18 protein-coding genes and 3 tRNA genes are annotated in these 20,006 nt (G+C 68.5%); 7 read left to right on the forward strand and 14 right to left on the reverse strand.

The features are described 5' to 3' along the window. Window positions 1–4: 4 nt before the first annotated feature. Entirely contained in the window at window positions 5–1,537 is a 1,533-nt protein-coding gene (locus ACFY9N_RS02540) for a sugar transferase (protein ID WP_391476701.1), read from the reverse strand. Window positions 1,538–1,896: 359 nt separating this feature from the next. On the opposite strand from ACFY9N_RS02540, the gene ACFY9N_RS02545 reads away from it, so the two are divergent. From ACFY9N_RS02545 to ACFY9N_RS02560, 4 genes are all read left to right on the forward strand, one after another. Then, window positions 1,897–3,042 carry a low temperature requirement protein A gene (locus tag ACFY9N_RS02545; RefSeq protein ID WP_391478440.1) on the forward strand — a complete coding sequence of 382 codons (1,146 nt, stop codon included), beginning with the start codon at window positions 1,897–1,899 and terminating at the stop codon, window positions 3,040–3,042. A 73-nt stretch (window positions 3,043–3,115) separates the two neighbouring features. Continuing rightward, entirely contained in the window at window positions 3,116–4,030 is a 915-nt protein-coding gene (locus ACFY9N_RS02550; protein WP_391476702.1) for an intradiol ring-cleavage dioxygenase, read from the forward strand. Between the two features lie 184 nt (window positions 4,031–4,214). After that, window positions 4,215–4,493, forward strand: coding sequence for a hypothetical protein (locus ACFY9N_RS02555; RefSeq protein ID WP_391476703.1), 279 nt, complete (start codon window positions 4,215–4,217; stop codon window positions 4,491–4,493). Window positions 4,494–4,721: 228 nt separating this feature from the next. Next, the gene (locus ACFY9N_RS02560; protein ID WP_391478441.1) at window positions 4,722–5,753 is read left to right on the forward strand and encodes a fatty acid desaturase family protein; all 1,032 of its coding nucleotides are present in this window, start codon (window positions 4,722–4,724) and stop codon (window positions 5,751–5,753) included. 62 nt (window positions 5,754–5,815) lie between these two features. Here the strand turns inward: ACFY9N_RS02560 and ACFY9N_RS02565 are convergent, their stop codons facing one another. The 3 genes from ACFY9N_RS02565 to ACFY9N_RS02575 all read right to left on the reverse strand — a co-directional run bounded on the left by ACFY9N_RS02565 (window position 5,816) and on the right by ACFY9N_RS02575 (window position 8,263). Then, window positions 5,816–7,210 carry a cell division initiation protein gene (locus ACFY9N_RS02565; RefSeq protein WP_391476704.1) on the reverse strand — a complete coding sequence of 465 codons (1,395 nt, stop codon included), beginning with the start codon at window positions 7,208–7,210 and terminating at the stop codon, window positions 5,816–5,818. 176 nt (window positions 7,211–7,386) lie between these two features. Continuing rightward, window positions 7,387–7,908: a hypothetical protein gene (locus tag ACFY9N_RS02570; protein ID WP_391476705.1), complete on the reverse strand. Its 522-nt coding sequence runs from the start codon at window positions 7,906–7,908 to the stop codon at window positions 7,387–7,389. A 52-nt stretch (window positions 7,909–7,960) separates the two neighbouring features. Next, window positions 7,961–8,263 carry a hypothetical protein gene (locus ACFY9N_RS02575; RefSeq protein ID WP_391476706.1) on the reverse strand — a complete coding sequence of 101 codons (303 nt, stop codon included), beginning with the start codon at window positions 8,261–8,263 and terminating at the stop codon, window positions 7,961–7,963. A 127-nt stretch (window positions 8,264–8,390) separates the two neighbouring features. Here ACFY9N_RS02575 and ACFY9N_RS02580 point away from each other — a divergent pair, with 127 nt between their 5' ends. Then, window positions 8,391–9,719 (forward strand): peptidoglycan DD-metalloendopeptidase family protein, encoded by a 1,329-nt coding sequence (locus ACFY9N_RS02580; RefSeq protein WP_391476707.1) that lies wholly within the window; start codon window positions 8,391–8,393, stop codon window positions 9,717–9,719. A 12-nt stretch (window positions 9,720–9,731) separates the two neighbouring features. On the opposite strand, the gene ACFY9N_RS02585 is transcribed toward ACFY9N_RS02580, so the two are convergent. The 7 genes from ACFY9N_RS02585 to ACFY9N_RS02615 form a co-directional block, all read right to left on the reverse strand. Beyond that, on the reverse strand, window positions 9,732–10,652 hold the full coding sequence (locus ACFY9N_RS02585; protein WP_391476708.1) for an AEC family transporter: 921 nt from the start codon (window positions 10,650–10,652) through the stop codon (window positions 9,732–9,734). A gap of 116 nt (window positions 10,653–10,768) precedes the next feature. Then, on the reverse strand, window positions 10,769–12,736 hold the full coding sequence (locus ACFY9N_RS02590) for a S1 family peptidase (protein ID WP_391476709.1): 1,968 nt from the start codon (window positions 12,734–12,736) through the stop codon (window positions 10,769–10,771). 178 nt (window positions 12,737–12,914) lie between these two features. Then, a complete protein-coding gene (locus ACFY9N_RS02595; protein WP_391476710.1) occupies window positions 12,915–14,315 on the reverse strand; it encodes a threonine/serine exporter ThrE family protein in 1,401 nt (466 codons plus the stop codon). 21 nt (window positions 14,316–14,336) lie between these two features. Then, complete coding sequence (locus ACFY9N_RS02600; protein ID WP_391476711.1) at window positions 14,337–14,978, reverse strand: hypothetical protein; 642 nt, start codon at window positions 14,976–14,978, stop codon at window positions 14,337–14,339. Window positions 14,979–15,111: 133 nt separating this feature from the next. After that, window positions 15,112–15,184 (reverse strand) — tRNA-Phe (locus tag ACFY9N_RS02605). Between the two features lie 69 nt (window positions 15,185–15,253). Beyond that, window positions 15,254–15,327: transfer RNA gene (locus ACFY9N_RS02610), tRNA-Asp, on the reverse strand. 26 nt (window positions 15,328–15,353) lie between these two features. Next, window positions 15,354–15,429, reverse strand: a tRNA-Glu gene (locus ACFY9N_RS02615). Window positions 15,430–15,638: 209 nt separating this feature from the next. Here ACFY9N_RS02615 and ACFY9N_RS02620 point away from each other — a divergent pair. Then, on the forward strand, window positions 15,639–17,006 hold the full coding sequence (locus ACFY9N_RS02620) for a M23 family metallopeptidase (RefSeq protein ID WP_391476712.1): 1,368 nt from the start codon (window positions 15,639–15,641) through the stop codon (window positions 17,004–17,006). A 105-nt stretch (window positions 17,007–17,111) separates the two neighbouring features. Here ACFY9N_RS02620 and ACFY9N_RS02625 read toward each other — a convergent pair whose 3' ends face one another. After that, window positions 17,112–17,603, reverse strand: a complete 492-nt coding sequence (locus ACFY9N_RS02625; protein WP_045254862.1) for an inorganic diphosphatase — start codon at window positions 17,601–17,603, stop codon at window positions 17,112–17,114. A 46-nt stretch (window positions 17,604–17,649) separates the two neighbouring features. Beyond that, window positions 17,650–18,315: a TMEM175 family protein gene (locus ACFY9N_RS02630; protein WP_391476713.1), complete on the reverse strand. Its 666-nt coding sequence runs from the start codon at window positions 18,313–18,315 to the stop codon at window positions 17,650–17,652. Window positions 18,316–18,380: 65 nt separating this feature from the next. Between ACFY9N_RS02630 and tilS the strand changes: the two genes are divergently transcribed. Beyond that, on the forward strand, window positions 18,381–19,376 hold the full coding sequence (tilS, locus tag ACFY9N_RS02635; RefSeq protein WP_391476714.1) for a tRNA lysidine(34) synthetase TilS: 996 nt from the start codon (window positions 18,381–18,383) through the stop codon (window positions 19,374–19,376). A gap of 33 nt (window positions 19,377–19,409) precedes the next feature. Here tilS and ACFY9N_RS02640 read toward each other — a convergent pair whose 3' ends face one another. Further along, entirely contained in the window at window positions 19,410–19,940 is a 531-nt protein-coding gene (locus ACFY9N_RS02640; RefSeq protein ID WP_391476715.1) for a DUF937 domain-containing protein, read from the reverse strand. Between the last annotated feature and the right edge of the window lie 66 nt (window positions 19,941–20,006).

Below are 20,006 nucleotides of genomic sequence, written 5' to 3' on the forward strand. Positions count from 1 at the left end.
GCGTTCAGTATGCCCCGCTCGGCTGCACCATGACCTTCGCCGTGCGCCACATGATCTGCAGGTCGTTCATGACCGACCAGTTCTCGACATAGCGCAGATCGAGACGCACGCTCTCGTCCCACGACAGGTCGCTGCGACCCGAGATCTGCCACAGGCCCGTGATGCCGGGCTTGATGTACAGACGGCGGAACACCGTGCCGTCGTATGCGGTGACCTCGGTCGGCAGCGGCGGGCGGGGCCCGACCACGCTCATGTCGCCGACGAGGACGTTCCAGAACTGCGGCAGCTCATCGAGCGAGAGCTTGCGGAGCACGCGCCCGACGCGCGTGACGCGGGGGTCGTCCTTCATCTTGAACAGGAGGCCGGAGCCCTCGTTCTGCAGCTTGAGCGCCGCGAGTCTCTGCTCGGCATCCGTCGCCATCGAACGGAGCTTTACCATCTTGAACCGCTGGCCGTCGCGCCCGACGCGCTCCTGGTGGAAGAACACCGGACCGGGGGAGTCGAGTTTGATGAGGAGGGCGAGCACCGGCAGGATCAGGCCGATCGGGATCAGCGCGAGCGCGGCGACGACGACGTCGAGCGCCCGCTTGAGCACGTGCTTGCCGCCCTCGTATGTCGGGATCTGCACCTGGATCAACGGGAGCCCCTCGACCGAGGCGAACGAGATCCGGGGCCCCGCGACATCGGTGAGCCGGCTCGACAGCACCAGCTCGGCGGCCGTGCCCTCGAGCTGCCAGCTCAGGTGCTTGACGAAGTCGGGATCGCGATCCGGGCGGCTCGCGACGATGATCGTGTCGGCGCCGAGCTCGGTCGCGACGGTCGCCACGGAATTCGAGTTGCCGAGGACCGGGAAGCGGATGTCGTCGATCTCGACGTCGCGGGCGTTGCCGTCGAGCAGCGTCGCACCGACCACCTGGTATCCGGATGCGCCGATCGGATGCAGCGTGCGGATGACGTACTCCACGTCGTCCCGATTGCCGACGACGAGTGTGCGGGAGGCGAAGCGGCCGTGTCGTCGTTCGCCCTGCAACCAGTGCCGCCACCCCCAGCGGGCGACGAGCAGCGCGAGCAGTCCGACCGGCAGGCCGACGACGAGCATCAGCTGCATCGACTCCCATGCCAGCAGCACGTCGATGATCGCGACCAGGGCGAACGCGAGCCCGCTCGCGTTCGCGACGCCGCGGTACTCGGTCGCGCTCGCCTGGAACAGTGCGGCATCGCGGGTGTGGAGCGCCCCGAGCATGAGGAACCACAGCACGGCGAGAGGCGCACTGGCGCGCAGGACCTCGAGCAGGGTGAGACCGATGGAGAGCTGGATCGCCGCCGTCAGAGCGACGGCGAGCAGGATGACAGCCGCATCCGTCGTCCGCAGCCGCATCCGATATCGCCGCTCCCACTGACGGCGGCGTTCCAGTGTTGCGGAGACGCGCGGCGAGACCACCGATCGCGGCACCGACTTGACAGCTCGCGGAGCGGCAACCGGCACGAATGCCGAACCTGCGCGAGTGATGCTCACGGCATCCTCTACGGAGGTCATGCCGAGGCTCCTCGAGCCGGTGATGTACGCAAATATCCCCAGTGCGCCATTGTTTCCCCAGATATTCCCCAGACCGCCAGCCCCACGCTCGCGGTGTCGTCTGCATTCCCGACCCCTCGGGTCTCTCCGACGTTCCGTGATCCCACATCACGGGCGAGCAGCCACCGTCCCACACGGTGAATGCATACAGAGAGCACTGCAGACTCCCGTCAGCATAGCCCACGGCGGTCGCGTTCGGTAGGTTCTCCGTGCAACGATCCGAAACGACTTTCCGGTGTCGCGGCGTGCGGCGATGACGGCGGGTCTATTCTGGCGCGGTGACACCGAACGCCACCCCGCCGAGACTGCGTCTCGCCCGCATGATCCCGCGTGACGCCACCCAGCCGCACCGGGTCGCCAGCTCGCTCGAGCTGTTCTTCGACCTCGTCTTCGTCGTGGCCGTGAGCATCGCCTCGGCGCAGCTTCACCATGCGCTCAGCGAGGGGCATCTGCAGCACGGGATCATCTCGTACGCCATGCTCTTCTTCGCGATCTGGTGGGCGTGGATGAACTTCACGTGGTTCGCGACCGCGTTCGACACCGACGACTGGCTGTACCGCGTTACCACGATCGTGCAGATGAGCGGCGTGCTCGTTCTCGCCGCCGGCATCCCGAGCGCTTTCGAGCACGGCCACTTCACGCTCGTGGTCGTCGGGTACGTCGTGATGCGCATCGCGATGGTCGCCCAGTGGTTGCGGGCGTCTCGCGCGGCGGGTCCGTTGCGTGAGGCGACGCGGCGGTATGCCTTCGGCATCGCCGCAGTGCAGGTGCTCTGGATCCTCTTCCTGCTGGTGCCGGAGGGGGCTCTCCAACTGGCGGCCTTCGTGGTGTTCGCGCTGCTGGAGATGTCGATCCCGGTGTTCGCCGAGCACAAGCGGCACACGCCCTGGCATCCGCATCACATCACGGAGCGCTACGGCCTGTTCACGCTGATCGTGCTCGGTGAGAGCCTGCTGGCATCGGCCAATGCGATCATCGAGGCGCTCCACGAGGCCGAGTCGTTCGTGCCCTTCATCTCGATCTCCGTGCTCACGCTGGTCGTGACGGCCTCGCTGTGGTGGATCTACTTCTGGCCCGAGCACCATCGGGCCGTCCGGTCGTTCGGCAGCTCGCTGCGCTACGGGTACACGCACTACCTGATCTTCGCCGCCGCGGCCGCCTTCTCGGCCGGCATCGAGGTCGAGCTCGACGTGCTCACCGGCAAGAGCGAGCTGTCGAGCACGGCCGCCTCCTTCACGGTGACGATTCCGATCGCCGTCTTCCTGCTCGGCGTGTGGTGGGTCGCGATCCGCCGGAGCGCCGACCGCGTCGTCAACGCGGTCGTTCCGATCGGTGCGGTCCTCGTGCTCCTCGACCCGATCCTGCCGATCCCGGTGGCGCTCACCGCCGTCATCATGGTGATCATCGTCATCGTCCTCGTCCTGCACCCTCCGGTGTCGGAGGATCAGGTCATCGAGAACGCATAGCCGACGCAGGGGCTGCGCATCGATCGCCGGGCGACCATGGATCCTCCCGACCCCGCACACGAGGAGCGCCATCATGACCCGGATCCCCGAACCCGACCGCACGCCCGACGGCCCCGCTTACGAGGGGCGACTGCTGGATCGTCCGGACGAAGAGGTGGTCGACCAGGGTGTGGCCTTCGACCTGCGCACCCTGGTCACGCGCCGGGGGATGCTGAGTCTCGCCGGTCTCGGTGTGGGCGCGGTGGTGCTCGCCGCCTGCGCGCCGTCGGTGACGGCATCCGCTTCTCCGTCGCCGACCGCGACGTCGACGCCCAGCCCGACGCCCACTCCCACGCCGACGTCGGATGCCGTTGCCGCCGACGTCGCGGAGATCCCCGAGGAGACCGCCGGCCCCTACCCGGGCGACGGGTCGAACGGTCCGGACATCCTCGAGGACTCCGGGATCGTCCGGCAGGACATCCGCTCCTCCATCGACGGCGGTGCGACCGCCGGGGGAGTGCCGCTCGTCTTCGAGCTGCAGGTCGTCGACGTCGCCACGGGGGCGCCCGCCGAGGGCGTCGCCGTCTACGCCTGGCACTGCACGGCGCAGGGGGAGTACTCGATGTACTCGTCGGGCCTCGAGAACGTCACCTACCTGCGGGGTGTCCAGGTGGCGGATGCCGCGGGCACGGTGTCGTTCACCTCGATCTTCCCCGGCTGTTATGCCGGGCGCTGGCCGCACATCCACTTCGAGGTGTACCCCGACGTCGCGTCGATCACCGATGCCCGCAACGCGATCGCGACCTCCCAGCTCGCGCTGCCGGAGGCGGAGTGCGCGGCGGTCTACGCGACCTCGGGGTACGACGGATCCGCACGGAACCTCTCGCAGATCACGCTCGCGAGCGACAACGTGTTCGGCGAAGACTCGGCGGCATCCCAGCTCGCCACGCTGTCGGGGGATGCGTCCGCCGGATACCGCGGATCGCTGGTCGTCGGAGTGGCCGCCTGACGCGAATCCCGCGAATCTGCTAATCTGTCCATGCAACGTGTGTGCACGCCCCCTCTCGGCGCCCACGTCGCCACTGATCGGGGCCATTACGGACCACGCACATCGACGCGCGCGGCATCCGCCCACGATCTTCCATCGCGGAGCGCCGACGTGCGCCCGCCACACAGCAATGATGAGCATGACCATGAGTACGACAACTTTCCATCCGACCGATCCGTTGACCTGGAAGCAGGCCGACCTCGATGTGCACGTCGCGACGCGCGACGGCGAATTCGCCGGCTTCGTCGAGTTCGACGGCACCGGCCACCTGGTGCGTGACGCACGAGGTGCTGATCTCGGCAACTTCGCCGATCTCGACGACGCCCAGCAGGCTCTGGAGTTCTCACACGAACCCCATAAGAAGCGCCGCAATCTCGCGATTCCCGCGGTTTTCCGCCGTCGCCCGCGCCGCGCTCGCGCCTGATCGACCACGCCCCTCCGGCATCACCGGCCGGAGGGGCTTTCGTATGCCCTCCGGCGTATGCGGGCGAGGTTAGCCTGAGGTCAGCGAACGGCATCCGCCCTTGGCTTCCATGCCTCCAGGGCTCCCGATCGGCAGGAGAGCACCATCTCCATCTCTCAGCTCGACCCGACCACCTCCACCCTCGGACCCGTGCGTCAGACCTACGCCGGCAACGCCGAGATCCCCCCGATGACGCGGGCCTATCGTGATGTGCAGCAGGTGATCAAGGAGATGGGGCTGCTGCAGCGCACGCCCGTCTTCTACTCGCTCGTCGGCGCGGCGCTGGTTCTCGCCTTCGCCGGCTGCGTGACGGGCTTCATCCTGCTGGGTGACAGCTGGTTCCAGCTCCTGATCGCGGGAGCACTGGGCATCGTCTTCACGCAGGTGGCGTTCCTCGCGCACGAGGCGGCGCATCGCCAGATCCTCGCCTCGGGTCCGGCGAACTTCCGCCTCGCCCGCCTCCTCGCCTCGGGCGCCGTCGGCATGAGCTACGCCTGGTGGGATTCGAAGCACACCCGCCACCACGGCAACCCGAACCAGGTCGGTAAGGACCCCGACATCGAGGTCGACACCATCTCGTTCCTCGAAACGGACGCCGCGCAGTCCCGGGGTCTCGTGCGCCTGATCACTCGCAAGCAGGGCTGGTTGTTCTTCCCGCTGCTCCTGCTCGAGGGCATAAACCTGCACTACATCAGCCTCAAGCACCTGGTGACGCAGAAGAAGGTGAAGGGCCGGTGGACCGAGCTGAGCCTCATCGTCCTGCGCCTGTCGCTCGTGATCGTCCCGGTCTTCCTCCTGCTCCCGCTGGGCATGGCGTTCGCCTTCATGGGCGTGCAGCTCGCCGTCTTCGGCGTATACATGGGGGCGTCCTTCGCCCCGAACCACAAGGGCATGCCGGTCATCGCCCCCGACGCCAAGCTCGACTTCTTCTCGAAGCAGGTGCGCACCTCGCGCAACGTCAACGGCGGCTGGTGGGCGACGTGGCTGATGGGCGGTCTCAACCACCAGGTCGAGCACCACCTCTTCCCGAACATGTCGTGTCTGCACCTGTCGACCGCGCGCGGCATCGTGCGCGACTACTGCAACGCCAACGGCGTTCCGTACACCGAGACCAGCCTGCTGCGCTCATACGGGATCGTCATCGCCTACCTGAACCGCGTCGGGCTCGCCGCTCGCGATCCGTTCGACTGCCCGGCCGCCGCGCAGATGCGGCGCGCGTAGAGCACGGATGACGAAGGCCCGAGCGGATATCCGCTCGGGCCTTCGTCGTGGTCGGGGTGGCGTCAGCGACCCGACTCGTCGTCGCTCTCGACGACTTCGATCGTGATCTTCTCGAGCGGACGCTCGTCGTCGATCGCCTCGTCGTCGAGAACCTCGTCGCCCAGGAACTCCTCGGTCGGCTCGTCGTCGATCGACGCGACCTCGCCGAGCGACGCCGTCGCGTCTCCTTCGTCGGAGAAGACGCCGTCGGGGCGGATGAGCTCGCGCACCTCGGCCATGAAGCTCGTGAGCTGCTGCTGCTGCCAGCGCAGCTGGCGCGTGCGGTCCTCGGCATCCCGCAGCACCGTGTTGGTGTGCGTGGTGACGGCGTCGACGATCTTCTGCGACTTCACGCGGGCACGGTCGAGCGTCTCACGGGCGCGCACCTGAGCGTCCGCCTCGATCGACTGCGCCTGCGAACGCATGAGGCGCTCGTAGTCGTCGGCCTTCGCCGAGATGCGCTGGGCGTGGTCGAGCGACGCCGAGACCTGTTCGTTGGCATCGCTCGTGATGCGCTCGGCGTGGGCGACGGCCTGGTTGTGCAGCACGAGGAACTCCTGCTGGGCGTCGTCCTGGCGGCGGGTCAGGGTCTCTTCGAACTCGAGCACGCGAGCGTTCATCTCGCGCACGTCGCGCTCGGCGTCGGCGCGCAACTGCGTGGTCTCGCGCGTGACGAGGGAGCGCAGCGCGGCAGCGCCCTTCTCGGCCTCGGTGCGGATGGCCGTGGCCTCCTGCGACGCCTGGTTGACCTTCTCGGTGGCGTGAGCGCCCTCGCGTTCGATGCGCGCCTCGTGCGCCGTGTACTCGGTGTCGATCTTGAGACGCACCTGGTCGGCGTCGCGCTCGGCCTGGGAGATGATGCGGGCGGCGTCGGCCTCGGCCTCGGCGCGCTGGCCGGCGACCTCTTCGCGGGCGGCGGCCATGAGGCGGTCGGCCTGCACGGCGGCGTTCTGGATCAGGACGTTCGCCTGCTCCTCGGCCACGCGCAGGATCGCCTCGAACTGCTGGCGCGAGGGAGCCTCTTCGCCGTCCGGCGCGGGCGCGTCGACGAGCTCGGAGGTCAGGGTCGCGACCTGCTGCTCGGTCTCGGCGACCTTCGCCTTGAGGGCCGTCAGCTCGCTCTCGAGCTCCTCGCGGGCGGAGCTCTCATCCGACTTCAGGGCGTCGATCGCGTCGGCATGACGCACCTCGGCGTCGGCCAGATCGGCGTTCGCCTGCTGCAGCTGGTTGCGCAGCGTCGACAGAGCGGAGTCGACCTCGGCCTTGTCGTAACCGCGGAAGCCGATCGTGAACGCCGACGGAGACGACGACGAACCCTGCGACGAGGAGTTCGCGGGCGGCGCGGTCTCGATCAGCTGGTCGAAGAAGTCGGGGGAGCGGTCGCCGCCGCGATCTTCGGACTCGGTCGGTTCGCTCATGGTTCGTGCCTTTCTGGCGCAGGTCTCGAGGACCGGGGAGGGGTCGTGAAGGGCCGGTGCCGCGACAACCGCTGCGAGCCGCTGTCGCCGTCGCAGTCCAGCCTAGTTGCGTCGTGCGTGAGTTGTGTGCGGGTTTCACCCGGCGGGAGGGGCGAATTCACCCGTCGTGCGGACGATCAGGCGTCGAGCGCCCAGCGCGCGTTCTTGGGGTCGAGCAGGCGGCCGCGGAGGTACTCGAGGTGCGGACCGTCCGACACCGTCACGCCGCGCGCGGCGGCGGCGGTCGAGATGCGCGTACGCAGGTCCTGCCAGAACGAGACCGTCTGTGGGAAGCCCATGTACTCGCGGAACGTCTCGATCTGCACGCGGGTGCCCGCGGGGTCGGGCACCAGGCGCACGATCGTGTCGTCGGGCTCGATGAAGCGGATGCCGAAGCCCCCGTCCGCGCGCTCCGTGAAGTCCTTGGGCTTCTTGCCTGCGGCTTCGGCGACGATCTCGCGCGCCGCGTCCTCGGGAGCGTGGATGACGATCGTCGTCCCGAACTCGACGAGCACGTTCACCAGTTGCTTCGCGGCGAACTTGCGTCCGGCGTTCTCTCCGGCGGCTGCGGCCTTGCGGTTCGCCCACCCCTTGATGAAGGGGCCGCCGATGATCAGCACGAGGACGAGGATGCCAAGAAGGATGAGTGTCGGGTCCACGGCCACAGCGTAGCGGGTGAGCGTCGGCTCGGTGAGCGAGCCGGTATTTCGGCTAGTTCGGCAGGACGTTGTCGAGCACCAGCTCGCCGCTGGCGTTCAGGTGCTGCATCAGTTCGGCGATCCGCTGAGGGTCGACGGCGGGCGGAACCTCCTCGTCGAAGCCGAACTGCAGGGGGATGGCCGGGTGGATCCAGACGGTCGCGCGTCGATTCACTCCCCCGTCGCGGGGGACCCACGTCATCATGAAGCTCTCCTGCCGTCGGAGCTTCGTCGCGATGATGATCTTGAGATGCGCGAGGGTCACGTCCTCGATGGTGATCGGATCGGAAGTGCCGTCGTACCTGAGCCTGCCCATACATGAACCGTACGCGGTTTTCGGCGAGTATCACGCCGATGTCCGCCACGAATTCGTGTCGCGCTGATACCGTGACGGCGGGGGACATCATGTCCGCTGGGGCCGAACGACCACGGGAGAGCGCGACATGCACCGACAGTCACGCCTCCGGCGCGCCCGAGTCGGTGTGCTGGCACTCCTCGCCGTGATCCTCGCATCCTTCTTCCCTGCGCTCACGATGTCGACGACGGCATCCGCGGCCATCGACGGGCAGATGGTCGTTCCCTCGTCCGGGAACATCCAGTCCAAGGTCGGCGACGGATGCCGTGGCAACTACCGCAAGCACGACGGCATCGACATCGGCGGAGGGGGCGGTACGCCGATCCTGGCCGCCTACGACGGCGTCATCAAAGCGCGCACCGCGAACAGCGGATACGGCAACTACGTCGACATCGAGCACCCTGGCGGCTACGTCACCCGCTACGGGCACATGGCGGCTCCCGGGCTGCAGGCCCCGGGAACACGCGTCAGCCGCGGCCAGCAGATCGGCGTCGTCGGCAAGACCGGCGCCACCGACGCGTATCACCTGCACTTCGAGGTGTGGCGCAACGGCAGCGTGTACTCGGCGATCAACGACGGCTTCACGTGCCTCGCGAACGTCGCCCGCGGCAACATCATCCCGATGAACTTCCCCGGGCTCGGAACGCCGGTCAGCCCCAAGGTGCTGACGGCCGACTACAACCGCGACGGCAAGGCCGATCTCGTCGGTGTCGCGGCGGACGGCGATCTGCACTTCCTCGGCGGGAACGGCACCGCAGCGCTCAGGCCGCGTGTCGTGATCACGTCCGGGTGGGCGGGCCGAGGCCAGATCGCGCACGGCGACCTCAACAACGACGGTCACTCCGACCTGATCGTGGTCCGCAACGATGGCACGCTGGAGTTCTACGGCGGCAGCCCCGCGACCGGGGGCGGATTCGCCTCGCAGCGCGACATCGCGACCGGCTGGGGCGGGTTGGCCCACGTCATCTCCGGGGCCGACTACACCGGCGACGGACTGCACGACGTCATCTCCGTCCGGAAGGACGGCACCATGACGATCCATCTCGGCGACGGAAAGGGCGGGCTGTCGGGGCAGACGCGCCCCGGTGGACCCGAGTGGGACACGATGGTCTACCTCGTCGGCGGCGACTTCGACCGCGACGGGCGTGGAGACCTCATCGCCATCGATGCCGCCGGCACTCAGTACTTCTACCCGGGTATCCCCAACGGATTCGCCGCACGGCAGATCATGGGCCGCGGATGGACCGGGTTCACGGCCATGACCGGCGGCGTGGATTACAACGGCGACGGACGCCCGGACCTCGTCGCACGGATGGCCAATGGCGACCTGCGGGTCTACCCCGGGAGCGGGAACGGTGGATTCGGAGCCTCGTACGTCATCGGAACCGGGTTCGGCTCCTACCTGCAGATCGAGTGACCGCGACTCGGGTCAGCCGAGGAGCAGCATGATCAGGAGCAGCACCGGCAGGCATCCGATCGTGGTCAGGAAGACGGTGTCACGGGAGATCGCCTCGCCGACGCCGTAGCGCTGCGAGTAGTTGAACACGTTCTGCGCCGTCGGAAGAGCCGCCAGCACCGTCACGATCAGCACTTCATGCGCCGTGAGACCGAAGACGAACTGCGCGAAGACCCACGCGACCAGCGGCATGACCACCAGCTTCAGGATGCTCGCCACGACGACGTCGCGTCGATGCCCCTGCGTGCCGAGGACACGCTGGCCGTGCAGCGACATCCCGTAGCTGAGGAGGAGCACCGGCACCGCGGCATCCGCGATCAGCTGTGCGGGGGCGAGCACCATCTCGGGGAGCTGCAGACCCGTCACCGAGACCAGGGTGCCGAGCAGGGCGCCGATGATGATCGGATTCGTCGCGGTGCGCAGCAGCGTGCGACGCAGAGACGTGCGCTCCGCCGTCGCGGCGTCGAGGATCGTGAGCGACACCGGTGTGAAGACCAGCAGCTGCAGGAGGATCACCGGCGCGGGGAACGCCGCGCTTCCCAGCAGGTAGAGCGAGAGCGGCAGGCCGATGTTGTTGGAGTTCACCTGACCGGCCGAGAGCGCGCCGATCGTCGTCTCCGCCACCGAGCGGCGCCAGGCGAATCGTGCCACGACCGTATGGATGAGGATGACGATCACCGCCGCGATCGCCGACACGGGCAGCAGCGACGAGAACAGCATCGTCGCATCGGCGTGGGCGAGAACGGTGAAGAGCAGGAACGGCGAGAGCACGAAGAACACCAGGCGGCTCAGCAACGGACGTGCGTGCTCGCCGAGCAGATCGATCCGGGCCAGGACGTAGCCGACGATGATCGCGACGCCCACCACGACGAATCCGGTGAGCGTCTCGAGCATTCCTCGAGCGTATCGAGGTGCTTTCGCCCGCACGAAACCGGAGACGTCCGGAGAAACACGTCGGGCGGTGCGAGCCGAAGCTCGCACCGCCCGACGGCGATCAGATCAGAATCGGATCAGAGGGTGTTGCGCGTCCGCATGCGACGGACCATCAGCAGCGCTGCGCCGAGCAGGAGCAGGGCGGATGCCGTCACCACGTACGGCGTCGGATCGCTCATACCGGTGTTGGCGAGCGAACCGGGCGCGCTGCCCGCGCCGCCGTCCGAACCGCCGCCCGTCGTGGGCGCCGCCGCGACCTCGTAGGTGACCGTCGTGCTGTTGCTCTGGCCGTTGACGGTCTGCGTCACGACGAGCGTGAACGCGCCCGCCTCAGCGGTGAGCGGAAGGCTCCAGGCCCCGTCGGCGACCGTGGTCGCTCCCGCATCCGCACCGTTCAGGGTGGCGCTGATCGCGGCCTCCTCGATGCCCGTGCCGGTCGCGGCCGTCGGGGCGCTGGCGAAGGCGTACGCGCCGCCGACCAGCGGGGCCTCGACGACCGGAGCGGTCGGGATCACGGCGAAGGCCGAGGTCGCGGATGCCGAGGTGATGCCGTCGATCTCCTGCGTGGCGGTGACGGAGTAGGCGTCGATGCCGAGGTCGACCTCGACGCTCCACGTGCCGTCCTCGCCGACCGTCGCCTCGTCGGTGACATCACCGGTCAGGCTGACGGTGGCGCCGATCTCGCCGGTGCCGGCGATCTCGGTGACCTCCGACACGATGCGGTCGCCGTTCGCGGGCGAGGTGAAGACCGGAGCCGCCGGAACGACCTCGACCTCGAACGCGGTGGTCTCGGAGGTGTTGAAGCCCGAGGCGGCGTAGGCCGTGTAGGAGTAGGTGCCGACCTCCGGAGCGGGGAACGACCAGTTGCCGGCGCCGTCGACGGGAACGTCGACCTCTGCGCCGCCGTCCTGCGAGACCTTGAGGGTCGAGTTCGCCGGGCCGGTTCCGGTGATCGCCGAACCCGCGCCGAGCGGCGAGGTGGAGGTCACGACCGGAGCGTCGAGGAACAGGGCGACCGTGTACCCGCCGGTGAGGGAGAGCGCGTTCTGCAGGTCCGCCGCGAACATGATCGGTCCCTCGGCGGTGGTCGTTCCGCCCGACAGGATGCCGACAGCGGTGTTGCCCTGGAAGACGGCTCCACCGGAGTCGCCCTCGGAGGACTGGACGTTCGTCATGAAGCCGTAGACCTGTCGGCCGCTGACGTTGGCCCAGCCGCCGACGGCCAGGACCTGTCCCGAGGTGAAGCCGGTGGTGCGGCCGGACTTCGTCACGGCTCCGTCGACCACGGCCGTGCCGACCGAGCGGATCGGGATGGTCGACAGCGACAGATCCTCGGTCGCCGAAGTGGTCCAGTTGGTGACCTCGGGCAGAGTCGTCAGTGCGGGGTTGGTGACGTCCCAGGCCGAGACGTCGCTGGACGTCAGGTCGCCGGAGGCGCCGGGGGTGTTGCCCGGTCCGCCGTACTGCGAGAACGCGAGATCGGCGAGGCCGTAGGTCAGCGCGACATCTTCGTTCTCCGGGTCGCCGCCACCGGCGGGGTCTCCGGTCGGGAGGGTCAGGGCGCTGGACGAGTACAGGCCGTCGCTCGTGCAGTGTCCGGCCGAGATGTAGGCGGGGTCACCCGCGGGGGTCCAGGCCGAGAAGCCGACGGAGCACAGTCCGCCCGGGCCGGGGTTGGCCGGGTCGGTAGCGAAGTATCCGGCACCGCCGACGACGTCGGTGTCGGCGTGGGACTCGAACGGAGCGTCGATGACCTCGACGACGACGTTGGAGTGGCCGTCGACGAAGGCATCCGCCTCGCCCGCCAGCGCGTCTTCGGGAGCCGTCGTGTAGACGACGACCTGGCCCGCCGCGTTCGTGGCGACGGCCTCGACGCCGTCGTTCGTCAGGAGCTGCTTGGCGTTCGCGTCGAACGACGCTCCGCTGGTCGGCGCCGTGGCGTCTTCATCGGCCGTGGCGGCCGTGGGGATCAACGCGCCGGACAGCGCGAGGATGATGGCCGCGGTGGTACCGCCAGCCAGCACTCTTCTCTTGTTCTGGGTCATCTTCTCGTCTCGATAGTTCGCAGTGCAGGTGATCGACGGCGCGCGCGAAAGCGGTTGCGTGCGCCCGGGGACACGCCCAACGTAGCCAACCTGTGAGCAGGCTGTATGCGCCTCGGGCGATCTCTTGCGCGAATTGTCATTGGGGAGATGTCCCCATGACATACGACGAAACAGCCGATCAGCGGCGAGTACGCGCCCGGGTCTTCGCCACGCTGCCGAGCGTCGCGCGCACGGGGGTGCCGAGGTAGAGGCCCAGTGACGCACCCGAAGCCAGCCCGATGCCGATGATGGCGGCGTCGATCAGCGAGCCGCCCGCGCCGACGACCCCCATGCTGGTGCCGCCGTTGTGCACCATCTCGAGCAGGCCCTGGAAGACGGCGACACCGGGAACGAGAGGCACGATCGCCGCGGTCGTCACAGCCACCGACGGGACGTGCAGATTGTGGGCGATCAGCACGCCGACGAAGCTCGCGAGCAGGGCGCCGATGGCGCTCGCCGCGGCCGGGTGCAGGTTGAGGGCGACGGATGCCGTGTACCCGGCGATCGTGATGGCGCTCAGCAGTGCGCTGACGAGGATGATGCGGATGCCGGCACCGTTGAAGACGGCGACGGCGACCGCGATGATGATGGCGCCGGCGAAGACACTGAGCAGCGGGCCGAACGGTGCGGGGTCGTCGGGCAGGTCCATCGTGAAGCCGAGCACGCTGCCGAGCTCGAGTCCAACGAGGATGCCGATCACGACGCCGAGCGTCTGCATCGTGAGATCGAGGATGCGGCCGCCGGCGGTAAGGGCGAACCCGTCGATCGCGTCCTGCGCGGCGCCGACGACGGTCAGCCCGGCGAGCATGAGCACGATGCCCGAGGCGACGATGATCGAGGGTCGGATGCCGACGAACGGCTCGATCCCGGCTGAGCCGAGTGCCGAGACGGCGACCGCGACCACCGTGGTCACGAACCCTCCGGCGATCTGACTGAAGAAGAGGGGAACGCGCACGCGCGCGAGGCCGGCCTGGGTGAGGGCGGCGGCGAGAGCCGCGATGAACGTGAGCCCGACGATGATCGGGGAGGCGCCGAGCAGGATGCTGACGCCGACGGCGAGCATCGCACGGGCCACGACCACCACGGCCTGCTGGTAGCGGAAGGGCACACGACGGATGACGCGGAACGCGGTGCGCGCGGACTCCAGGTCGAGGCCGGCTTCGATCTCGGCGACGAGCGCCTGCACGCGCTGCAGCTTGGCGTGGTCGGGGGCGGCGACCCGCACGACGCGCAGTAGCGTCTCGGGCCAGACCTCGCCGCTGAGGTGGAACGAGACGGTCACCGAGTTGTAGGTGACGTCGACCTGCACACCCTTCAGCGCGTAGGCCTCGCAGACCCGCGTGATCGCGAGGGTGACCTCATGGGCGGAGGCGCCGACCGCGAACATCGATTCCCCGATGCGAGTGGCGAGGTCGAGCACGCGGGGAACCGTGCGCTCGTCGATGATCGGCATGGCCTCGGTGTGCGCGACGTTCGAGGGATCGGTGTGCAGGATCCGCTGCATCGAGGCGAGCAGCCGCCGGCGGGGGTTCGAGGGCATGCCTCCATCCTCCTGTCCGGATCAGGTGAATGACGAGAGAGCGCGCCGATATGCCACGCTGTCGGCGCGGGTGCCGGCGGTCATGAGCAGGGTGTTGTCGCCTATCCGTCGAGTGTGCTCACCGGTGCAGGGGATGGTCACGATCGTCGTGAGGCCGGACTGCCAAGCGGGGATGAGGGCTTCGAGGTCGCGGTGCTCGGGATTGTCGGCGAGCGTGTGCGGGCGTGCGGCGGCGCGCTCCTCGGGGGTCGAGCGCTCTCGCTCGGTGTAGGACGGGTCGTCGAACGCGTCATCGCCGAACTCGTCGCGCCAGGTCGGGCCGATCATGTCGTGGAGGAGCTGGGCGCGATCGGGGGCGCCCGGAGGCATTTCGAGGAGGCGGGGAAAGGCATCGGGGTCCTGCGTGCGACCGGCGTGGGCGGATGCCGCGTGCCACAGGCGTGGCCAGGCGTTCTCCCCGAGGGCGCGAGCGGCGCCGTCGAGCGGCCTTGTGGCCGGCGCGGGGGTGCGCACGAGGAACGGTGGAAGATCGCCGCCGACGGGTTGGAGTGCATACGCCTCGCGCAGCCAGAGAAGTTCCCACAGCGGCTGCGGCGAACCGGAGACGTGGATGACCATGTCGTGCGGCCAGGGGTTACCGGGGATCGGATTCACGGAGCGCATCGGAGAAGTACACCCGATCCTGGTCGCTCGCGTAAGACCCCACCGGGCTATTGCAGATGCCCGGGCAAAGCAAAACCCCCGCGATGTAGAAGCTACGCGAGGGTTTCTGGGCTGATTGTAATGATCAGCCTTGTGGCTCCGACCGGCATCGATCCGGTGACCTTTCGATTTTCAGTCGAACGCTCTACCAACTGAGCTACAGAGCCGCGCGACCGGCGAACCTGTCGCGTCCTAGACGAAGAGCCCTCTCCGAAGAAAGAGCTCGTCGCACGGAGCGACCCTGACGGGACTTGAACCCGCGACCTCCGCCGTGACAGGGCGGCACGCTAACCAACTGCGCTACAGGGCCATACTTATTTTCAATTGTATCGGACGTGGTGACCCCAACGGGATTCGAACCCGTGCTACCGCCGTGAAAGGGCGGCGTCCTAGGCCGCTAAACGATGGGGCCGAGTCAGTCCCGGGGGACTTCCTTGCCGACGCTCAAGCATAAGCGATAGTCGGGGCAAATCGCGAATCGAGGGCGAGTCGGCGCCGTCCCGGGCGTGTTCCGGGGGACGATGGCACCGTCAGCAGGCCCTCCGACGCGCCCGCGCGCCCTGGTGCGCGTGTGAAAGTTGTTGTTACTGTGACATGTGTGAAACCGGCGGAAGGGGCCGTGTGAACGACCAGATCACGAAGGATGCCGCGGCAGCCGCAGCATCCGAAGAATGCGGCTGCGCGCCCACGCCCGCCGAGCGCGACGCTCTGTGGAAGCAGAGCGTCAGCCGCCGGAGCGCGCTCGGTCTCGGCGCGCTCAGCGTCGTCGCCCTCAGTGCCTTCGGAGTCACCTCGGGCGTCTCCGCCGCCTACGCCGCGTCGTACCCGAGCTGGGACGACGTGCAGAAGGCCAAGAACAACGAGGCCGCCAAGGGCGCCGAGATCCAGCGCATCGAGGGTCTGATCCAGTCCCTCACGCAGAAGGTCGCGCAGACCCAGGCCGCCGCCAAGACCGCGTCCGACGAGTACTTCACGGCTCAGCAGGAGTTCTTCGCCGCGATCGCCGAAGCCGACACCCTGCAGGCGAAGGCCGACGAGCAGGCCGGCGTCGCCGACGAGTCCGCTCGCAAGGCCGGCCAGGTCGCCGCTCAGATCTACCGAAACGGTGGCGACGACACCTCTCTCGAGCTGTTCTTCGCCGGATCCGCGACCAATGCCGATGAGCTGCTCTCGCGCCTGGGCACGATGGACAAGCTCCTCGAGTACAACCAGTCGGTCTACGACGACGCCGTCGCCGCCCGCAACTCCGCCCAGTCGCTCAGCGACCAGGCCAAGGTCGCCCGCGACGAGCGCGACCGCCTGCAGAAGATCGCCGAGCAGAAGATGGTCGCGGCCCAGCAGGCAGCGGATGCCGCGCAGGCCGCCCTCGACGAGCAGTCGGCGAACCTCACCACGATGCAGGCGCAGCTCGCCGCCCTCAAGGACACGACGACCAAGACGGTCGCAGGGTACCAGGCCGGCGTCGCGGCCCGCGAGGCCGAGGAGAAGAAGCGCCGCGAGCGCGAGGCTGCCGAGGCCGCGGCGAACGCCGGCGGCAACAGCGGCGGCGGAGGAGCCCCCGCCGGAAGCGGAAGCGGTTGGGTGCGCCCCCACGGTGGCTACCGCAGCTCGGGTTACGGCCCCCGTTCGCAGCAGTGCAATGCGAACGGATGCTCGTCGAGCTGGCATTACGGCATCGACCTGGCGAACGGGTGCGGCGCGGCGATCTACGCCGCGTACGCGGGTGTCGTCGACGCCGCGTTCTACAACGGCGGGTACGGAAACTACGTCCGCATCCAACACGGCACCGGCGTCGCGACCGGCTACGCGCACATCCGCGACGGCGGCTTCGCGGTCCGAGCCGGTCAGCAGGTGCAGGCCGGTCAGATCATCGCGTACGCGGGTAACACCGGCGGATCGTTCGGTTGCCACCTCCACTTCGAGGTCTACATCAACGGGTACTACACGAACCCGGCCGACTTCATGGCCGCGCGGGGCATCTCGATCTGAGCATCCGCCCCTCCGGCATGCAGAAGACCCCCGGCCGTCGAGCGGAACCGGGGGTCTTTCGCTTCGACGGGCTCAGCGACCCAGGGGGTAAGTGAGCCCGACGGGTCAGTGACCCTGCTCGCCGAAACGGACGATCGCCTCGTCGAGGATGCGCTCGGCCTCGGCCTTGTCGCCCCATGCGTCGACCTTGACCCACTTGTTGGGCTCGAGGTCCTTGTAGTGCTCGAAGAAGTGCGCGATCTCCTTCTTCGTGTACTCGGCGATGTCGTCGATGTCCTGGATGTGCGCCCAGCGCGGGTCCTTCGACAGCACGGCGACCAGCTTGTCGTCTCCGCCGGCCTCGTCGCTCATCTTGAGCACGGCCACGGGACGCACCTCGACGACGACGCCCGGGTAGATGGCGTGGTCGAGCAGCACGAGCACGTCGAGCGGGTCGCCGTCCTCGCCGAGCGTGTTGTCGAAGTAGCCGTAGTCGGCCGGGTAGCCGAAGGTCGTGTAGAGCACGCGGTCGAGGTGCACTCGTCCGGTCTCGTGGTCGACCTCGTACTTCACGCGGCTGCCGCGCGGGATCTCGATGACGGCGTCGTGTGCGCCCATGCGTGTGCTCCTCGGGAGAAAAATCGGTTGGATGCCGCGGACAAGCCTACTCGGGGCGGTTGGGCGTCTGAACGTCGGGGCCGTGCGAGCGCCCGTGCGACACCCGATCGACGAGGCGCGACACGGGCGCGTTCAGCAGCAGGAGGAGGAGCGCGGCGTATCCGATCTGCGGAACGAGCACCGCGATGAGCAATGCCGCGACGAACAGGATGATCGCGGCGATGTCGCCGAGCACACCCGCACGATAAGCGGACGGCGGAGCGGTCGTGAGTTCGGGGTGGCGCCCGAGGTAGATCCCGCCCGCCAGCGTCGCGACCTGCGTCGTGAGGAGCGTGCCGATGTAGACGATCTTCTGCAGAGCGTCGGCGTCGATCTGTCCCAGCATCGCCGTGGGCACCGGCAGCCACACGATCGTGGCCATCCACGCCACATTGATCCAGATGAGCGGCACCGTGATCCGCTCGACATCGCAGTACTGGCTGTGGTGCCCCATCCAGAACGTGGCGATGAGCAAGAAGCTCAGGGCGAAGCTCAGCAGCTGCGACGAATGCTCATGGAAGAACTCCGCGGTGGACAGCTTGCCCGACGCGGCATCCGACACCGCCTCCATCAGCGGCAGGATGAGCAGCGTCATCGCGATCGCGACGACGGCGTCGACGAACGCCTTGAAACGCTCGGTGCGGAACGGCCGGGTGCGGTGCGGTGCGGTCACGGCGTCAGAATAGTCCCGGCCCCGAACCCGTCGCACCCCTTCGGGACGTGCCCTAGCGTGGAGGGATGCCGTCACTCGACCCCGCCATCGCCGAGATCCGCCGCGCCGTGCGCACCGCCCTGGCCGATCTGTCCGAGGGAGCGACCGTCGTGGTGGCGCTGTCCGGGGGAGCGGACTCCCTGGCTCTGTCGGGCGCCGTCGCCTTCGAAGCGCCGAAGCTCGGCATCCGCGTGACCGCCGTCACCGTCGATCACGGTCTTCAGGCGGGATCGGATGCCGTCGCCGCCCGTGCCTCCGAGCAGGCGACGGCCCTCGGGCTCGAAGCCCGCGTCGTGCGGATCGAGATCGACCACGCCGCGGATGACGGCCCCGAGGCGGCCGCGCGCGAGGCGCGCTACCGGGCGCTGCAAGACGTCGCCGCCGAAGTGGGGGCGCGAGCGGTACTCCTCGGCCACACGCTCGACGACCAGGCCGAGACCGTGCTGCTCGGATTGGCACGCGGCGCCGGAGCCGCGAGCCTGCAGGGCATGGCGCCGGTGCGGGAGGACGACGGCGGTCTTCTGTGGCTGCGCCCGATGTTGACGGTGCGTCGTGCGACGACGCGGGCCTTCTGCGCGGCATCCGGTCTCGATGTCTGGGACGACCCCCACAATCTCGACGACCGTTTCGCCCGCGTGCGGGTGCGTGAGCGGGTGCTCCCCGTGCTCGAGGCCGAGATCGGGCCGGGCATCGCCGACGCCCTCGCCCGCACCGCCGAGCAGCTGCGCGAAGACGCCGAGGCGTTCGACGAGATGATCCACGAGACCATCGAGGACATCGTCGAGCACGCCGAAGCCGGCATCTCGGTGAGCGTCGCGGCCCTCGCGGCGAACCCCGCGGCCCTGCGCAATCGTGTGATCCGGCTCGTGGTCGACAGCGAGTTCGGGGTGAGCCTCACCCGACTGCAGACGCTGGAAGTCGCGCGCCTCGTGACCGACTGGTCCGGTCAGGGACCGATCGACCTGCCCGGATGCTCCGCCACCCGCCACGGCGGCCGCATCGTCTTCACCGCGCGCAGCTGAATCCTGCTTCGCGCGACCGGAACCGTCCGGTGCCTACTTCTTTCCGCCGAAGAGTCCGCCGACGATGCTGCCCAGGTCGATGCCGCCGCCGTTGCTGCCTCCGCCGAGCAGGCCGCCGATGATGTCGCCGATCCCGCCGCCGCCCTGCGACTCGGTCGAGGCGGACTCGGTCTTGCCCTTGCCGGCGTTGGCGATCAGGCCCATCACGATCGGGGCGAGGATCGGCAGGAGCTTGCCGAAGTCGATGCCCGCGGTCTTGTCGGACTGCGTGAGCTTCTCGGTGACCTTCTTCTTCTCGTCGGCACCGAGGATGTGCGCGACGATCTTGTCGCCGTCGGCCTGATCGATGTCCTTCACCGAGGCGGCACCGCCCGTGCCCTCGTGCTTCTTCAGCGCCTTCTGGATCGCCGCCGAACCCTCGTCGGTCGAGGCGTTCTTCGCGAGCCCGCCGAGCAGCACTGCACCGCCCTGCTCGACCGCGGTCTTCGCGACGTCGGGAGAGACGCCGAGCTGCTTCGCGATATCGTCGATCGGGACCTGCTTCAGGATGTCGTCGAGAGCCATGGGAATCCTTCCGTCGGTGGGCGTCCGCCCGTCTCACGGCTCAGAGTAGTGCGGATGCCGGGACAG

It is taken from the genome of Microbacterium sp. NPDC008134 (assembly GCF_042957055.1).
In the GTDB taxonomy this organism is placed as follows: domain Bacteria; phylum Actinomycetota; class Actinomycetes; order Actinomycetales; family Microbacteriaceae; genus Microbacterium.

Bases quoted from the DNA above. Each gene is read 5' to 3' on its own strand.
- tilS (WP_391476714.1), top strand. From the start codon at position 18,381: ATGCCGTCACTCGACCCCGCCATCGCCGAGATCCGCCGCGCCGTGCGC.
- ACFY9N_RS02540 (WP_391476701.1), bottom strand. From the start codon at position 1,537: ATGACCTCCGTAGAGGATGCCGTGAGCATCACTCGCGCAGGTTCGGCA.
- ACFY9N_RS02595 (WP_391476710.1), bottom strand. From the start codon at position 14,315: ATGCCCTCGAACCCCCGCCGGCGGCTGCTCGCCTCGATGCAGCGGATC.
- ACFY9N_RS02585 (WP_391476708.1), bottom strand. From the start codon at position 10,652: ATGCTCGAGACGCTCACCGGATTCGTCGTGGTGGGCGTCGCGATCATC.
- ACFY9N_RS02580 (WP_391476707.1), top strand. From the start codon at position 8,391: ATGCACCGACAGTCACGCCTCCGGCGCGCCCGAGTCGGTGTGCTGGCA.
- ACFY9N_RS02590 (WP_391476709.1), bottom strand. From the start codon at position 12,736: ATGACCCAGAACAAGAGAAGAGTGCTGGCTGGCGGTACCACCGCGGCC.
- ACFY9N_RS02575 (WP_391476706.1), bottom strand. From the start codon at position 8,263: ATGGGCAGGCTCAGGTACGACGGCACTTCCGATCCGATCACCATCGAG.
- ACFY9N_RS02565 (WP_391476704.1), bottom strand. From the start codon at position 7,210: ATGAGCGAACCGACCGAGTCCGAAGATCGCGGCGGCGACCGCTCCCCC.
- ACFY9N_RS02550 (WP_391476702.1), top strand. From the start codon at position 3,116: ATGACCCGGATCCCCGAACCCGACCGCACGCCCGACGGCCCCGCTTAC.
- ACFY9N_RS02560 (WP_391478441.1), top strand. From the start codon at position 4,722: ATGACGCGGGCCTATCGTGATGTGCAGCAGGTGATCAAGGAGATGGGG.
- ACFY9N_RS02640 (WP_391476715.1), bottom strand. From the start codon at position 19,940: ATGGCTCTCGACGACATCCTGAAGCAGGTCCCGATCGACGATATCGCG.
- ACFY9N_RS02625 (WP_045254862.1), bottom strand. From the start codon at position 17,603: ATGGGCGCACACGACGCCGTCATCGAGATCCCGCGCGGCAGCCGCGTG.
- ACFY9N_RS02555 (WP_391476703.1), top strand. From the start codon at position 4,215: ATGAGTACGACAACTTTCCATCCGACCGATCCGTTGACCTGGAAGCAG.
- ACFY9N_RS02545 (WP_391478440.1), top strand. From the start codon at position 1,897: ATGATCCCGCGTGACGCCACCCAGCCGCACCGGGTCGCCAGCTCGCTC.
- ACFY9N_RS02600 (WP_391476711.1), bottom strand. From the start codon at position 14,978: ATGCGCTCCGTGAATCCGATCCCCGGTAACCCCTGGCCGCACGACATG.